Here is a 15955-nt window from a genome sequence, read left to right as displayed (position 1 = left end):
GGGAAGCCGGGGAAGCCCCGGACGCCCCGGAAGCCCGGAAAACACGGGAGCGGGGAGGCTGCGGGTGTCCGGGAGGCCCGGAAAGCGCGAGAAGCCCGGGAGGCGCCGGGACCCGGGGGCCGCGGGCGGCGGCGCAGGGCGCTAGCGTGCGCCCGTGACACGACCTCACCACGACACCGCCCGTCCGCAGGACGTCGACCCGCCCGCCACCTCGCCCGGCCGCTCCGGAGCCACGGCCACCGAGGAGGTGGAGCCCCGTGCCGTCGGCCCGGTGCGGACCCTCTACGCACCCGACCCCGACGGCGAGCCCGACCCCGGCGAGATCGTCTGGACCTGGGTCCCCTACGAGGAGAACGACGGCCGCGGCAAGGACCGCCCGGTACTCGTCGTAGCCCGCGAGCCGGCGGCCGGCACGCTGCTGGCCGTCCAGCTCTCCAGCAAGCGGCACGACATGGACCGCGAATGGGTGTCCATAGGCTCCGGGCCGTGGGACGGCGCCGGCCGCCCCTCCTGGGTGAACCTCGACCGGGTCCTGCGCGTCCACTCCGAGGGCATGCGCCGTGAGGCGTGCGCGCTGGACTGGCCGCGGTTCGACCGGGTCATCCACCGGCTGCGGAAGATCTACGGCTGGCGCTGACCGGCGGACCGGCGCCCCGGGACGGCGGCCGTCCGCCCGCGGAACCCCGGCTGTCGGTGGTGCCTCCTAGCCTGGTCGCGTGAGACTCTCCCTCGACCAGGACGGCGGACGCCCCGCCACCGCCGCAGCCCGCCCCGGCGGTGGTCCCGACGACGGCTGCGGTCCGCCGCAGGCCGCCGGCGGGCCCCGTCCCGGCGGCACCGCCCCGGCCCCCGGGACGCCCGACCGGGCCGCGGCCGCCGACGGCGGGTGGGCCTGGGGCCGCCGGGACACCCCCATCGGGCCGCTGCTGCTGGTGGCCACGGCTGCCGGCCTGCGGCAGGTGGTCTTCCACGCCGACGACCGCACCACCGGCCGCACCCTGGCGCGGCTGCGCGCCGCCGAAGGCGAGGCGAGGGCCGGTGACGACGACCTCGCCTCGGCACACCTGGAGCAGGCCGCAGCGGAACTGGCCGCCTATCTCGACGGCGGCCTGCGCCGGTTCACCGTCCCGCTGGACTGGTCCCTGACCTGCGGCTTCACAGGCCGGGTCCTGCGGGAACTCGCCGCACACGTCCCCTACGGCACCGTGGTCGGCTACCAGCACCTCGCCGACCGGGTGGGTGAGCCGGGGGCGGCCCGCGCGGTCGGTGCCGCCATGGGGGCGAACCCGCTTCCCGTCGTCGTGCCCTGCCACCGGGTGGTGGCGAGCGACGGCGGCATCGGCGGGTTCGGCGGCGGCCTGGAGACCAAGCGCCGGCTGCTGGCGCTGGAAGGCGTCCTGCCGGACCCCCTGTTCTGAACCGCCCCTGCCCTCAGCGGCCGAGTCAACCGGAGGAACCCATGCCGTCGCGCCAGGTAGCACTGCTCAGAGGGATCAACGTGGGGGGACGCACCATGTTCCCGACCGCCCGGCAGCGGGAACTGATGGCCGAACTCGGCTACCGGGACGTCACCGTCCACCTCCAGACCGGCAACATCGTCCTGGCCGACCCCGGTACGCCGCCCGAGCAGACCGCCCGGACCATCGAGGAGGCCGTCGCCGCCGAACTGGGCAGACCGGTCGCGGTCACCGTCCGCACCGCCGCGGAACTGGCGGCCACCGTCGAGGCCAACCCCTTCCCGGAGGCCGTCGCGGAGCCGAAGACCCTGCACGTCGTCTTCCTCGCCGAGGCGCCGGCCGATCCGGGCGCCTTCGACCGCATCGACGCGGCCCGCTTCGCCCCGGACGCCTTCCGCCTGGCCGGGCGGGAGATCTACCTGTGGTGCCCGGACGGCGTCGGACGCTCCAAGCTGGCCGCCACCGTCACCCGCACCGGCGATGCCGTGGGCGGCTCCGCCACCGCCCGCAACTGGAACACCGTCACCCGGCTCCTCCGACTCACCGGCGGTGCCTGACAGCAGGCTCGCCCAGCAGTGTCCGCGGCGGTGTCCGCGGCCGGGGCCGCCGGGCAGAAAGCCCCGGACGGGAGTACCCGAGGCCGGCAGCGCCCGCGCCCGGAGCTGTCCGTGTCCAAAGCTGTCCGTGTCCGAAGCCGTCCGTGTCCAGGGACTGCTTCCACCGTCGCTCCCGTCCGCCGCCCTCACTGCCGGTGCAGGGCCGACGCCACGACGTCCGGCACGTCGCTGATGACGCCGTCGGCGCCCGCCCGCGCCAGCCGTACCGCCTCGTTCTTCTTGTCCACCGTCCAGACGAAGGACCGCAGCGGCTCACCGTGCGGCCCGCGCCTGCCGTGCACGGCGGCCAGGTAGGCCGCGTCCGCTTTCCGCTGCTCCGGGTTGACCAGGTCGCAGAAGCGCGCGTACTGCGGCAGTTCACGCACCCTGGGCCGGCCGAGGAAGCCGGTGCGCACCGCCGGGCGCAGCCGGTGAACGGTGCGCAGGGCCCGGGCGTCGAAGCTCTGGACCACCAGCCGTCGCCGGACGTGGGCCTGGTCCAGCCACCCCGCGGTGCGGAGCGTGGCGAGCGTCTGCCGCTCGATGCCCGGGTAGCGGGCGGGGTCCTTCAGCTCCAGCAGCAGGCTCTGCCGGTTGCGCTCCAGGGCGGCCAGGTAGGCCGTCAGCGTCGGGACCCGCTCACCGCGGTACCGGCGGCCGAACCAGCCGCCCGCGTCCAGCCGCCCCACCTCTGCCGCGGTGAGGTCGCCGACCCGCCACGGCGACCTGCCGGGGTAACGCTGCTCGACGTCGGTGGTCCGCGTCAGCGTCGCGTCGTGCAGGACGACGAGGACGCCGTCGCGGGTGCGCTGCACGTCGTTCTCGACCCAGCGCACCCGGCGCCGGGCGGCCTCGTCGACGGCCGCGACGGTGTTCTCCGGCGCGTAGTGCGAGGCACCCCGGTGGCCGACGGTGACCACCTGGCGGGCACCGGGGGAGGTCTTCGCGGGTGTGGCGGAGGCCGCCGGCGCCGGGGGGCGGGCGGGGGAGAGGACGGCGGTGAGGGCGATGACCACTGAGGCGGCGGCGACGGCGAACGGACGGTGACTTCGCAAGGCGGGCTCCAGGGCGGGCCGGGGCGATGCCGCGCGTCCACCCCCGGCACGGCCGGGCGGCGGGCGGTGGCCTACCGTCAACGGACTGCCACCCACAGCCACCGCTGCAACGTTCCCCGGTCGGGTTCACCCGTGGGCGGGACAGCACAGGCCACGCGCGCGCCCCGCAGACGGCGGTCCCGCGCCCCCCACCGGCGGCGCACACGCCGGCCCTGCCCCGGCCGCCGAGGGCGCGCACGCCCGTCCGGGACCGGCCCCCGAGGCCCCCTCGCCCCCGGGGGCGCCACCGCTCCCGGCGCCCCGTCCCCGCGCGCCCCACCCGCGCCGCCACTGCCCGTCGCCGGTTCGGCCGTCTCGAAGTCCTCGCAGGTCAGAGCGGGTGGACGCCCTCATCACCCGTCGGATGTCGGTGGGGAGTCGTACCGTGGTTGTCATGCGGCCCGTTACCCAGATCGAACGCACGGTGGCACCCTTCGAGGTCGTCAGCCCCTACCAGCCCAGCGGCGACCAGCCGACCGCGATCGCCGAGCTCGCCCAGCGGGTCGGCGGTGGTGAGAAGGACGTCGTCCTGCTCGGCGCGACGGGCACCGGCAAGTCGGCGACCACCGCGTGGATGATCGAGAAGTTGCAGCGCCCCACGCTGGTGATGGCGCCCAACAAGACCCTCGCCGCGCAGCTCGCCAACGAGTTCCGCGAGCTCCTCCCGAACAACGCCGTCGAGTACTTCGTCTCGTACTACGACTACTACCAGCCCGAGGCCTACGTCCCGCAGTCGGACACCTACATCGAGAAGGACTCCTCCATCAACGAGGAGGTCGAGCGGCTGCGCCACTCCGCGACGAACTCGCTGCTCACCCGGCGGGACGTCGTGGTGGTCGCCTCCGTGTCCTGCATCTACGGCCTGGGCACCCCGCAGGAGTACGTCGACCGCATGGTCCCCCTCAAAGTGGGCCAGGAGGTCGACCGCGACGAGCTGCTGCGCCGGTTCGTGGACATCCAGTACACCCGCAACGACATGGCGTTCACCCGCGGCACCTTCCGGGTCCGCGGCGACACCATCGAGATCTTCCCGGTCTACGAGGAGCTCGCCGTCCGCATCGAGATGTTCGGTGACGAGATCGAGGCGCTCTCCACCCTCCACCCGCTCACCGGCGAGGTGATCAGCGAGGACCAGCACCTCTACGTCTTCCCCGCCAGCCACTACGTCGCCGGGCCGGAGCGGATGGAGCGGGCCATCGCGGGCATCGAGGCCGAACTCACCGAGACGCTGGCCACCATGGAGAAGCAGGGCAAACTGCTGGAGGCCCAGCGGCTGCGGATGCGCACGACCTACGACATCGAGATGATGCGCCAGATCGGCACCTGCTCGGGCATCGAGAACTACTCGCTGCACATCGACGGCCGCGAGAAGGGCACCGCCCCCAACACCCTGCTGGACTACTTCCCGGAGGACTTCCTCCTGGTCATCGACGAGTCCCACGTGACCGTCCCCCAGATCGGCGCGATGTACGAGGGCGACGCCTCCCGGAAGCGGACGCTGGTCGAGCACGGCTTCCGGCTGCCCTCCGCGATGGACAACCGCCCCCTGAAGTGGGAGGAGTTCCAGGAGCGCATCGGGCAGACGGTCTACCTCTCGGCGACACCCGGCAACTACGAGCTGTCCCGGGCCGACGGCCACGTCGAGCAGATCATCCGCCCCACCGGACTGGTCGACCCGGAGGTCGTGGTCAAGCCCACCGAGGGGCAGATCGACGACCTGGTGCACGAGATCCGCACCCGCACCGAGAAGGACGAGCGGGTCCTGGTCACCACCCTCACCAAGAAGATGGCCGAGGACCTCACCGACTACTTCCTCGAACTCGGCATCCAGGTGCGCTACCTCCACAGCGACGTCGACACCCTGCGCCGCGTCGAGCTGCTGCGGGAACTGCGGGCGGGCGAGTACGACGTACTGGTCGGCATCAACCTCCTCCGTGAGGGACTGGACCTCCCGGAGGTCTCCCTGGTGGCGATCCTCGACGCCGACAAGGAAGGCTTCCTGCGCTCCGGCACCTCCCTCATCCAGACGATCGGCCGCGCGGCGCGCAACGTCTCCGGCCAGGTCCACATGTACGCCGACAAGACGACGCCGGCGATGGAGCGGGCCATCGACGAGACCAGCCGGCGGCGGGAGAAGCAGCTGGCCTACAACAAGGCCAACAACATCGATCCGCAGCCGCTGCGGAAGAAGATCGGCGACATCGTGGCCACCATCGCGCGCGAGGAGGTCGACACCGAGGAACTGCTCGGCACCGGCTACCGCAAACCGGCGGAGGGCAAGGGCAAGGGCAAGCCCGCACCCGTGCCGTCCCTGGGAGGCAAGGCCGCGCAGGGCGGCGGGACCCGGGGAGCCAAGGCCGCGAAGGACGGCAAGAGCAAGCAGGAAGCCGCCGCCCCCACGGACCGGCCCGCCGAGGAACTGGCCGGCATCATCGAGGAGATGACCGAGCGGATGCGCGCCGCGGCAGCCGAGCTCCAGTTCGAGGTGGCGGCCCGCCTCCGCGACGAGGTCGGCGAACTCAAGAAGGAACTCCGTCAGATGCAGGAGGCCGGTCTCAAGTAAGGAGAGTCCCTGCCCACTGGCCGCCCGGGCCGCGCGGCCCGGGCACCGCTTCTCGCCGCGTTGCCGAACAGCCCGGGTGGCTGCCGCCCGGTGGCCCGACTAGCAGGTGTGCCCACGGGGGCTCGTTCTGCGCCCCGACGGTGAGCGAAGCGGAACGCTTGCCGTGTGCTCGTGTGCCCGTGAGCCCGTGTGCCCGTGTGCCCGTGAGCCCGTGTGCCCGTTGAGGCTGGTGTGCGGCGTGCGCCGGGCCCACCCCGGGCATGTGTAGCGATGGCGCCACAAAACGTGCAGCCGGGCGCCCGGTTCCCCACGCGGCGCATAGGGTCGAGGTGTCACCGGCACCGGGGCGGTCCCGCCGCGGGGCGCCGGTGCACACCGGGCACCACGCGAACGCAGAGAGGGGACGGCGAGTGTCGGTCAACCTGTCCAAGGGTCAGGGCATCAGCCTGCAGAAGTCCGACGGAAACGCCCTGACCGCAGTGAAAATGGGGCTGGGATGGCGCGCGGCGCGCCGCAAGGGACTGTTCGGCATGAGGACGCGGCAGATCGACCTCGACGCCTCCGCCGTGCTCTTCGCCGGCCGGGAGCCGGTGGACGTGGTGTTCTTCCAGCACCTCACGAGCAACGACGGCTCGGTGCAGCACACCGGCGACAACCTCGTCGGCGGTACGGGGGAGGGGGCCGACGACGAGGTCATCCTGGTCGACCTGCCCGGCGTGCCCGAGAAGGTCGACCAGATCGTCTTCCTCGTCAACTCCTACTCGGGCCAGACCTTCGAGGAGGTGGAGGACGCCTTCTGCCGCCTCGTCGACCAGGGGAACGGTCAGGAGCTGGCGCGGTACACCCTGGCAGGCGGCGGCCGGCACACCGCGCAGATCATGTCCAAGGTCCACCGCGGGCCCGCCGGCTGGCAGATGACCGCCATCGGTGAGCCCGCCGACGGCCGCACCTTCCAGGACGTGGTCCCGGCGATCCTCCCGCACCTCTGAGGGGTCCTTGCCATATGCCCGCCCGGGCCGCGTGGTCCGGCACCGCACCTCACGGCGTTGCCGAAAAGCCCTGGTAGCTCCGCTACGAGGACTCTCCGGCGCCTTGCGATGCACGGCACCGGACCACGCGACCTCATCGGACGCTCATCCTGCAAGGACCTCTGAGGCACGGGCCACCACCGGCCCACTCCACGGCCGCCCGGTCGCCGACCGGGCGGCCGTTCCCATGCCCGGCCACGACCAGCCGATATGGTCAACCCTTTACTGTTCTTGGTGCTTCCTTTACTCTTCTGGGTGTGGAGGGGAGTACTCCTCGCGCGGCGTCCCCGTCATCACGGACATCCGTCCCGGGGAGCCGGCCCGCACCGCCCGCCCCGGCGGTACGGGTGGAAGAGACCTCCGGCAGCGACGACGCTGGACATGCCGTACGACCTCGCCGGAGGAGCAGTGGACGTCTCCCTCACCCTTTGGATCCTCACAGTTCTCGGCCTGTGCGCCCTGGTCGGCGCCGACTTCCTCATCGGCGGGCGCAGGCCCCACGAGGTCTCCCTGCGGGAGGCCGCGACCTGGACGGGCGTCTGGGTCGCGCTGGCCGGCCTCTTCGGCCTGGGTCTCTACTTCTTCGCCGGCGGTGAGCCCGCCGGAGAGTTCTTCGCCGGGTACGTCACCGAGAAGTCGCTGAGCGTGGACAACCTCTTCGTCTTCGTCCTGATCATGGGCAAGTTCGCGGTGCCCGCGGCCTACCAGCAGCGGGTGCTCATGGTGGGGGTGCTCATCGCGCTCGTCCTGCGGGCCGTCTTCATCGCTGCGGGAGCGGCGATCATCGCCAACTTCTCCTGGATCTTCTTCGTGTTCGGTGCCTTCCTCGTCTGGACGGCCTGGAAGCTCGTCCAGGAGGCCCGCAGCGGGGGAGCGGCGGACGAGGAGTTCGAGGAGAACCGTCTGCTGCGGGCGGTCGAGCGGCGCTTCCCGTCCACGAGCCGCTACCACGGGACCAGGCTGCTCGTCGTGGAGGGCGGCCGGCGGCTGATGACGCCGATGCTGGTGGTCGTCCTGGCCATCGGCACGACCGACCTGCTCTTCGCCCTGGACTCCATCCCTGCGATCTTCGGGCTGACCCAGGACCCGTACGTCGTCTTCACCGCCAACGCCTTCGCGCTCATGGGGCTGCGGCAGCTGTACTTCCTCATCGGCGGACTGCTGGAGAAGCTGGTCCACCTCTCCTACGGCCTGTCGGTGATCCTCGGCTTCATCGGCGTGAAGCTGGTTCTGCACGCCCTGCATGAACAGGGCGTGCCCGTGCCCGAGATCAGCACGCAGGTGTCGCTGGGCGTCATCTGCGCGGTGCTGGTGGTCACGACCGCCACCAGCCTGCGGGCCTCCCGCCGCCGGGCCCGCGCGGAGGCGGAGCGTGAGCGTGTGGCGTCCCCGGGAGCCTGAGCGCCCGCGGCGCCGACGGCCGGTGGGGCGGGGGCCCGTAAGCCGTGGGCGGGGCGGCCTCGGCGTGGGCGGCGAAGGTCTTCAGGAGGCCCTGGCGGAGCGGTGGGGCCGATCGGGGCGGGGCAGGTCCGGGCGGGCACGGCTCCGGGCCCGAGCGGCCCCCGGGGGGCGTCACCAGCCCCGTGCCCGCCACTCCGCGAGGTGGGGCCGCTCGGCGCCGAGGGTGGTGTCGGCGCCGTGTCCCGGGTAGACCCACGTCTCGTCCGGCAGCCGGCCGAAGAGCTTGGTCTCGACGTCGGTGAGCAGCCGGGTGAAGGCCTCGGGGTCCTGGTGGGTGTTGCCCACTCCGCCGGGGAAGAGGCAGTCGCCGGTGAAGACGTGCGGGTGGCCGTGCGGGTCGTCGTAGACCAGGGCGATGCTCCCCGGCGTGTGGCCGACCAGGTGGCGGGCGGTGAGCTCGACCTCCCCCACGGTGATGACGTCACCGTCCTCGACCAGCACGTCGGTCGGCACCGGGATGCCCTCGGCGTCCTCCTTGCCCGCGTACGTCCTGGCCCCCGTCGACCCGGCGACCTCCGCCAGCGCACTCCAGTGGTCACCGTGGCGGTGGGTGGTGACCACCGACTCCACGCCGTCCTCGCCGATCAGCGACAGCAGGGTCTGCGGTTCGGCCGCCGCGTCCACCAGCAACTGCGCACCGGTCGCGCGGCAGCGCAGCAGGTACGCGTTGTTGTCCATCGGGCCGACGGCGACCTTGGAGATCATCAGGTCGGTGAGTTCGTGCACATCGGCGGGCCCGCCCACAGTCACAGCTCCGGTGTAGGTCATGGTCCCAGCCTAGGCGGGCGGGGTGACGGTGAGGCGCGTGCGAGCGGTTCCGCCCGCCCCGGGACGGCGTGGACGGGGGTGGCCCGGCAAGGCGTGCGGTGTTCCGCGCGGCGGCGTCCGCCGGGGTGACTGTGGACGATTCGTGTGCGGTGCGTGACGGAACGTGGGAGCGAACCGGACGCCCCGGGACGGAAGTGGTGAACTGGTTGCCTGAAACGGGATGGAATCGACTCCGCCACACGTTCGGGTGAAGAGGGTGGGCGAAGCCCGGTAATCGAATGCGCGTGCTATAGGCTCGTCTACGGCATCGCAACCACCTCCCCGTGACGGTCCCCCTACTCTGGACCGGGGACCGCGCGGCGCCCCACCCGGCGGCCGCCGACCGTCCCACCACCGGGAACGTCTCCGACCGTCCTCCCGAAACCCACCGCACCCGCGGTTCTCACGAAAGGTGCCGACCGGCGTGGCCGACCGTCTCATCGTCCGTGGCGCTCGCGAGCACAACCTCCGTAACGTCTCGCTCGACCTCCCCCGCGACTCCCTCATCGTCTTCACGGGGCTCTCCGGGTCGGGCAAGTCCTCGCTCGCCTTCGACACGATCTTCGCCGAGGGGCAGCGCCGCTACGTCGAGTCGCTCTCCTCCTACGCACGGCAGTTCCTCGGGCAGATGGACAAGCCCGACGTGGACTTCATCGAGGGCCTCTCGCCCGCCGTCTCCATCGACCAGAAGTCCACCTCCCGCAACCCCCGCTCCACCGTCGGCACGATCACCGAGGTCTACGACTACCTCCGCCTGCTCTTCGCGCGGATCGGCAAGCCGCACTGCCCCGAGTGCGGGCGGCCCATCGCCCGCCAGTCGCCGCAGGCGATCGTCGACAAGGTCCTGGAACTGCCCGAGGGCAGCCGGTTCCAGGTCCTCTCGCCGCTGGTGCGGGAACGCAAGGGCGAGTTCGTGGACCTCTTCGCCGACCTCCAGACCAAGGGCTACAGCCGGGCCCGGGTCGACGGGCAGACCGTCCAGCTCAGCGACCCGCCCCAGCTGAAGAAGCAGGAGAAGCACACCATCGAGGTGGTCGTCGACCGCCTCACCGTCAAGGACGGCGCCAAGCGGCGGCTGACGGACTCCGTCGAGACCGCGCTCGGCCTCTCCGGCGGCATGGTCGTCCTGGACTTCGTCGACCTCGACGAGGACGACCCGCAGCGTGAGCGGATGTACTCCGAGCACCTGTACTGCCCCTACGACGACCTCTCCTTCGAGGAGCTGGAGCCGCGCTCCTTCTCCTTCAACTCGCCCTTCGGCGCCTGCCCGGAGTGCACCGGCATCGGCACCCGCATGGAGGTCGACCCGGAGCTGATCGTCCCGGACGAGGAGAAGTCGCTGGACGAGGGGGCCATCCACCCCTGGTCGCACGGCCACACCAAGGAGTACTTCGGCCGCCTCGTCGACGCCCTCGCCGACGCCCTGGGCTTCCGCACCGACATCCCCTGGGCCGGCCTGCCGCAGCGCGCCAAGAAGGCCCTGCTCAACGGCCACCGCACCCAGATCGACGTGCGCTACCGCAACCGCTACGGACGGGAGCGCCGCTACACCACCGCCTTCGAGGGCGCGCTGCCGTTCGTGCGCCGCCGCCACAGCGAGGCCGAGAGCGACGCCAGCCGGGAGCGCTTCGAGGGCTACATGCGCGAGGTCCCGTGCCCGACCTGCGAGGGCACCAGGCTCAAGCCGATCGTGCTGGCCGTCACCGTGCAGGACAAGTCCATCGCCGACGTCTCGGCCATGTCGATCAGCGACTGCGCCGAGTTCCTGCGCGGCATGCGGCTCGACGCCCGCGAGAAGAAGATCGCCGAGCGGGTGCTGAAGGAGGTCAACGAGCGGCTGCGCTTCCTGGTCGACGTCGGCCTGGACTACCTCTCGCTCAACCGCGCGGCCGGCACCCTCTCGGGCGGCGAGGCACAGCGCATCCGGCTGGCCACCCAGATCGGCTCGGGGCTGGTCGGCGTGCTCTACGTCCTCGACGAGCCGTCCATCGGCCTGCACCAGCGCGACAACCACCGCCTCATCGAGACGCTGGTGCGCCTGCGGGACCTGGGCAACACGCTGATCGTCGTCGAGCACGACGAGGACACCATCAACACCGCCGACTGGGTCGTGGACATCGGCCCCGGTGCCGGTGAGCACGGCGGAAAGGTCGTCCACAGCGGCCCGTTGGCCGAGCTGCTGACCAACGACGAGTCCCTGACCGGCCAGTACCTGGCGGGCAGGCGCGTCATCCCGACGCCCACGGAGCGCCGGCCGGCGGACCCCGAGCGGCAGCTGACGGTGCACGGGGCGAAGGAGAACAACCTCCGCGACATCGACGTCTCCTTCCCGCTGGGCGTGCTCACCGCGGTCACCGGCGTGTCGGGTTCGGGCAAGTCCACCCTGGTCAACGACATCCTCTACACCCACCTGGCGCGTGAGCTCAACGGCGCCAAGTCGGTGCCGGGCCGCCACACCCGCGTCACCGGGGACGACCTGGTCGACAAGGTGGTCCACGTCGACCAGTCGCCCATCGGCCGCACCCCGCGGTCCAACCCGGCGACCTACACCGGTGTCTTCGACCACGTCCGCAAGCTCTTCGCCGAGACGACGGAGGCCAAGGTCCGCGGCTACCTGCCGGGGCGCTTCTCCTTCAACGTCAAGGGCGGGCGGTGCGAGAACTGCCACGGCGACGGCACCATCAAGATCGAGATGAACTTCCTGCCGGACGTCTACGTCCCCTGCGAGGTCTGCCACGGCGCCCGCTACAACCGGGAGACGCTGGAGGTCCACTACAAGGGCAAGTCCATCGCCGAGGTCCTCGACATGCCCATCGAGGAGGCCACGGAGTTCTTCGAAGCGGTGCCCACCATCTCGCGCCACCTGAAGACTCTCAACGAGGTGGGACTGGGGTACGTCCGGCTCGGCCAGCCCGCGCCCACGCTCTCCGGCGGTGAGGCGCAGCGCGTCAAGCTCTCCTCCGAGCTCCAGAAGCGTTCCACGGGCCGTACCGTCTACGTGTTGGACGAGCCGACCACCGGCCTCCACTTCGAGGACATCAGCAAGCTCATCGGCGTGCTGTCCGGCCTGGTGGACAAGGGCAACTCGGTCATCGTCATCGAGCACAACCTCGACGTCATCAAGACGGCCGACTGGGTCGTCGACATGGGGCCCGAGGGCGGCAACGGCGGTGGCCTGGTGGTCGCCGAGGGCTCGCCGGAGGAGGTGGCTGCGGTCCCGAGCAGCCACACCGGGAAGTTCCTGCGCGACATCCTCGGCGACCGGGTCAGCGACGCCGGGTCGGGCGGCCCCCGGCGGGCCGCCACGACGGCGAACACCTCCAAGAAGACGGCGGCCCGCAAGACCGCCGCCAAGAAGGCCCCCGCCAAGAAGGCCGTCGCCAAGGCCCCGGCCGGGGCGGCGAAGAAGGCGGCGGCGACCACGCGCGCCCGCCGGGCCTGACACCAGGGCCCTCCGTTCCCGTCCCCGGCCCGCCCTGCGGGCCGGGGACGGGAACGTACGGTCGCGTGGCGGCGGTCCGGATGCGTACCGCCGCCCGGCGACGGCCGGGGCGCGGACCGGGGGTGCGGTGCGGTCTGCCGCGGCCCCGGGCCTCTCACCGGTGGGCCGGCGGCTCCTGCCCGTAGTGCACCGTCACCTCGCGGAAGCCCAGTGAGCCGAGCAGGCCGCGCAGCATGGTGGTGGTGTTGCGCTCCGCCCGGGCCGTCAGCCTGCTCTCCTTCGCGGCGTCGGTGATGTGCCGTACGGCGAGTTGGTTCACCTGGTGCTCGTCACCCGGATTGTCGGAGAAGAAGTCGCCCAGCCGGTCGAGGAAGCCCCGCTCCTTGACGACGGCGTGGGACCGTTTCGCGTCGAGGGCGGCCTTGCCCAGCCGGGCGTGCGGCAGCCACAACTCGGCGCGGGTGCGCTCCTTGTCCGTCCGGACCGCGCTCGCGCCCAGCCCGCCCAGGTCCACGTAAGAGTCGACCGTCCCGGCCCCCACGTACAGCGTCCGGGAGCCCCGGACGGCGTCGGGCAGGAACTTCGCGTCCTTGTCGAGGTCCACCACCACCTGAAACGAGCCTTCGGCCGCCTCGTACCTGTCCAGGTCGCGCACGGACTTCAGCAGGGCAGGGCCGGTGTGGTCGGTGGTGGTCTCCCCGAACAGGTCCCCGATCCCCGGCACCAGGTGCAGGGCGGCGGCGAGCAGGAACAGGACCGCGGCGAGCAGCAGCACCACCAAGGCGAGGAGCAGACCCACCGGCGACCGGTGCCGCCGTCCGGCAGGTTCACCCGGCCGCCCACCGACCCCGTGCGTCCCCTCGTTCCGGCCCGCCCCGCCGGCCGGTCGCTCTCCACCCGGCCCCGGGCCGAGCCCGTCCTTCCGCCCCGTTCGCAGCCCGGCCATCGGTCCTCCCTGTCCGAAGGGGACCCGACCAGCCGTCCCCGCCTTACAACGCCCCTCTCGCGGATGCCCCGCCCCCGGGGCGGTAAGCGCGGGACCGCGGCGGCGGCGCCGACGGGAGCCGCACCCGTCACGGGGTGGAAGTGGCGTTGTCGGTGGGGGAAGTTGACTCACCAGGGCCGATGCGGGAACGGCCGGCGTCCGGGCGGGTCGGCCGGTGTCCGGGTGGGGGAGCCCGCCGGGAGGCCGTCGCGGGCGACCCCCACCGGCGTCCCGGCAGCCCCTCTCCGGCCGCTCTCCACCCCCTACGGCCCCCGGCCAGGCGCCCCGGCCCACCTCAGGCTCCCGGACCCTCCGGCAGGGGGCTTCGGCCACGCCTCGGCACGGCGTTCCGGTTCTCAGGACTCCAGCTCCCGCGCGTAGGGCGGCTGTGCCCCGGCCCGGGAACAGGTGAGCGCCGCCGCCCGTGCCGCGTAACCGAGCACGTCCCGCCAGCCCTCGGCGTCCAGTGCCGCCACCGCCTCGGCGGTCAGTGCCGAGTGGGTGCCCAACCGGTGCAGCAGCGCCGCGTTGACGGTGTCGCCGGCGCCGATGGTGTCCACGACCGCCACCTCGACCCCGGGCACCCGGACCTCGCCCGCCCCGCGCGTCAGCACGGTCAGGCCCTCGCCGCCACGGGTGAGCACGATCGCCGCCGGCCCCGCCGCCAGCCACGCGTCGAGCGCGGCGCGGAGCCCGGCCTCACCCTCGGTGTCCGCGAGCCACCGGGCGTCCTCCACGGAGAGCTTGAGCAGGTTCACGTCCGGCAGCCAGGAGCGGAAGCGCGACCGGTAGGCGTCCGGGTCCTCGATCAGCCCGGCCCGGATGTTCGGGTCGAGGGTGGTGAAGACGCCGCGCCGGGCCTCCCGCCGCAGCAGCGCCTCGTAGGCGCTCGCCCCCGGCTCCAGCACCAGGGAGCAGGTCCCCACCGACAGCGCGACGGCCTGCTCGGGCAGCTCGGGCGGCAGGGTGAACAGCCGGTCGGCGGTGCCCGCCACGTAGAAGCCGTAGCCTGCCGAGCCGTCGCTGCTGATGTCGGCCACGGCCAGGGTCGTCGGCTCCGGGCCCTGCTGCACCAGGGAGACGTCCACCCCCGCCTCCGTCAGCCCCGACAGCAGTGCCGCGCCGAAGCTGTCGGTGGAGACCCGGGAGCAGAACGCCGCGGGGGAGCCGAGCCGGCCCAGCGCCACGGCCACGTTGTACGGGCCGCCCCCGCGCTGCGGCAGCAGGGCCGGCAGCGGTCCCGGGGAGCCGGGGGCGGCGGGCGCGGGGACCAGGTCGATGAGGGCCTCGCCGGCGACGACGATCACTGTGCGGTTTCCTTTCCACGTGCCGCGGCGGAACGCGCCGAGGCGGGACGGGGGGCGCGGGACGGCGGGGGCACGGTCTCCGGCGGGCAACCGCACGAGGTGCGGTGGACGAAGGTGCAGGGCAGCCGCACCGTGCGCGGCGTCCGGTCGGGCGCCTCCAGCCGCTCCAGCAGCAGCCGCAGGGCGGTGGCCCCCAGATCGCGGCTGGGCTGCCGCACGGCGGTCAGGCTGGGCGAGAAGAGGTCGGCCCACTCGAAGTCGTCGAAACCGGCCAGTGCGACGTCCTCCGGCACCCGCAGGCCCGCGTCGCGCAGCGCCTGCAGGGTGCCGATGGTCATCGCGTTGTTGGCGGTGATCACGGCGGTCGGCGGTTCCGGGGCGGCCAGCAGGTGGTGGGTGGCCCGCCGGGCGCCCTCCGCCTCGGAGTTGCCCCCCGCCAGCAGTTCGGGTGCGAACGGCAGCCCGCGGGCGCGCAGCCCCGCACGGTAGCCCGCCACCCGCTCGTGAGTGGTGCTCAGCCCCGGCAGCCCCGCCACCATGCCGATCCGGGTGTGACCGCGGTCCGCGAGGTGCTCCACCAGTCCCTGCACCGGCCCGGCGCTCTCCGCGCACACCTGGTCATAGGCGGGCTCGGGCCCCGGGTCGACCAGGCGGTCCAGGAAGACGACCGGCACCTGCCGGCGGGTGACGTACTCCACCAGCGCCCCGGGCTCGGCGGAGGGCGCCACGATCAGGCCGTCCACCCGCCGCTCGTGCAGCAGCCGGACCACCGTCAGCTCGTGCTCCGGGTCGTCGTGCGGGTCCGCGATCAGCAGGCTGTAGCCGGCCTCCAGGGCGCGGGACTCCACGCCCTGGAGGATCTCGGTGAAGTACGGGTTGGAGATGGCGGAGACGGCCAGACCCACCGAGCGGGTACGGGCGGTCACCAGCGACCGGGCCAGCGTGTTGTGGGTGTAGCCGAGCACGTCGATGGCGTGCAGCACCGCGTCGCGGGTGGCGGGACGCACGGGGCGGGTCCCGTTGAGCACGTGCGAGACCGTCGCCACCGACACACCGGCGTGCCGTGCCACGTCCACCATCGTCGTCATCAGTTCTCCTCGCTCAGGCGTCGCCCGTACGGCGCGCACCCTCGCCCCCCCCCGGCGACCCACCGGGGCCCCTCGCTCGGGCGGGTGCGCCCCCATGAGACGCCACCGACCCATGAGACGTCACACG

12 protein-coding genes are annotated in these 15955 nt (G+C 72.7%); 7 read left to right on the top strand and 5 right to left on the bottom strand.

What is annotated here, in order from left to right; translation table 11 throughout:
* Positions 1 to 154 precede the first annotated feature (154 nt).
* The 3 genes from ACFV3R_RS13870 to ACFV3R_RS13860 all read left to right on the top strand — a co-directional run bounded on the left by ACFV3R_RS13870 (position 155) and on the right by ACFV3R_RS13860 (position 2014).
* Entirely contained in the window at positions 155 to 637 is a 483-nt protein-coding gene (locus tag ACFV3R_RS13870; protein ID WP_385580747.1) for a type II toxin-antitoxin system PemK/MazF family toxin, read from the top strand.
* Between the two features lie 79 nt (positions 638 to 716).
* On the top strand, positions 717 to 1418 hold the full coding sequence (locus tag ACFV3R_RS13865; RefSeq protein WP_385580744.1) for a methylated-DNA--[protein]-cysteine S-methyltransferase: 702 nt from the start codon (positions 717 to 719) through the stop codon (positions 1416 to 1418).
* A gap of 41 nt (positions 1419 to 1459) precedes the next feature.
* Positions 1460 to 2014 (top strand): DUF1697 domain-containing protein, encoded by a 555-nt coding sequence (locus tag ACFV3R_RS13860; RefSeq protein ID WP_385580741.1) that lies wholly within the window; start codon positions 1460 to 1462, stop codon positions 2012 to 2014.
* 185 nt (positions 2015 to 2199) lie between these two features.
* Here ACFV3R_RS13860 and ACFV3R_RS13855 read toward each other — a convergent pair whose 3' ends face one another.
* A complete protein-coding gene (locus ACFV3R_RS13855; RefSeq protein WP_385580738.1) occupies positions 2200 to 3108 on the bottom strand; it encodes a glycerophosphodiester phosphodiesterase in 909 nt (302 codons plus the stop codon).
* A gap of 433 nt (positions 3109 to 3541) precedes the next feature.
* On the opposite strand from ACFV3R_RS13855, the gene uvrB reads away from it, so the two are divergent.
* The 3 genes from uvrB to ACFV3R_RS13840 all read left to right on the top strand — a co-directional run bounded on the left by uvrB (position 3542) and on the right by ACFV3R_RS13840 (position 8139).
* Positions 3542 to 5710, top strand: coding sequence for an excinuclease ABC subunit UvrB (gene uvrB / locus ACFV3R_RS13850; protein ID WP_385580735.1), 2169 nt, complete (start codon positions 3542 to 3544; stop codon positions 5708 to 5710).
* A 410-nt stretch (positions 5711 to 6120) separates the two neighbouring features.
* Positions 6121 to 6699, top strand: a complete 579-nt coding sequence (locus ACFV3R_RS13845) for a TerD family protein (protein ID WP_385580732.1) — start codon at positions 6121 to 6123, stop codon at positions 6697 to 6699.
* Between the two features lie 447 nt (positions 6700 to 7146).
* Positions 7147 to 8139, top strand: a complete 993-nt coding sequence (locus ACFV3R_RS13840) for a TerC family protein (protein ID WP_385581120.1) — start codon at positions 7147 to 7149, stop codon at positions 8137 to 8139.
* Between the two features lie 171 nt (positions 8140 to 8310).
* On the opposite strand, the gene ACFV3R_RS13835 is transcribed toward ACFV3R_RS13840, so the two are convergent.
* Positions 8311 to 8967, bottom strand: coding sequence for an MBL fold metallo-hydrolase (locus ACFV3R_RS13835; protein ID WP_385580729.1), 657 nt, complete (start codon positions 8965 to 8967; stop codon positions 8311 to 8313).
* 463 nt (positions 8968 to 9430) lie between these two features.
* Here ACFV3R_RS13835 and uvrA point away from each other — a divergent pair, with 463 nt between their 5' ends.
* Positions 9431 to 12448, top strand: coding sequence for an excinuclease ABC subunit UvrA (gene uvrA / locus ACFV3R_RS13830; protein WP_385580725.1), 3018 nt, complete (start codon positions 9431 to 9433; stop codon positions 12446 to 12448).
* 154 nt (positions 12449 to 12602) lie between these two features.
* Here the strand turns inward: uvrA and ACFV3R_RS13825 are convergent, their stop codons facing one another.
* The 3 genes from ACFV3R_RS13825 to ACFV3R_RS13815 form a co-directional block, all read right to left on the bottom strand.
* Positions 12603 to 13247, bottom strand: coding sequence for a DUF4230 domain-containing protein (locus tag ACFV3R_RS13825; protein ID WP_385580721.1), 645 nt, complete (start codon positions 13245 to 13247; stop codon positions 12603 to 12605).
* A gap of 542 nt (positions 13248 to 13789) precedes the next feature.
* Positions 13790 to 14740, bottom strand: a complete 951-nt coding sequence (locus ACFV3R_RS13820; protein ID WP_385580718.1) for a carbohydrate kinase — start codon at positions 14738 to 14740, stop codon at positions 13790 to 13792.
* Positions 14737 to 15828 carry a LacI family DNA-binding transcriptional regulator gene (locus tag ACFV3R_RS13815; RefSeq protein ID WP_385580715.1) on the bottom strand — a complete coding sequence of 364 codons (1092 nt, stop codon included), beginning with the start codon at positions 15826 to 15828 and terminating at the stop codon, positions 14737 to 14739. Before ACFV3R_RS13815 ends, ACFV3R_RS13820 begins: the two co-directional genes overlap by 4 nt.
* Between the last annotated feature and the right edge of the window lie 127 nt (positions 15829 to 15955).

The sequence above is a fragment of the Streptomyces sp. NPDC059740 genome (assembly GCF_042733155.1).
In the GTDB taxonomy this organism is placed as follows: Bacteria; Actinomycetota; Actinomycetes; order Streptomycetales; family Streptomycetaceae; genus Streptomyces.
Note: the sequence above shows the minus strand (reverse complement) of the source record. Positions and strands in the feature narration are given on the sequence as shown.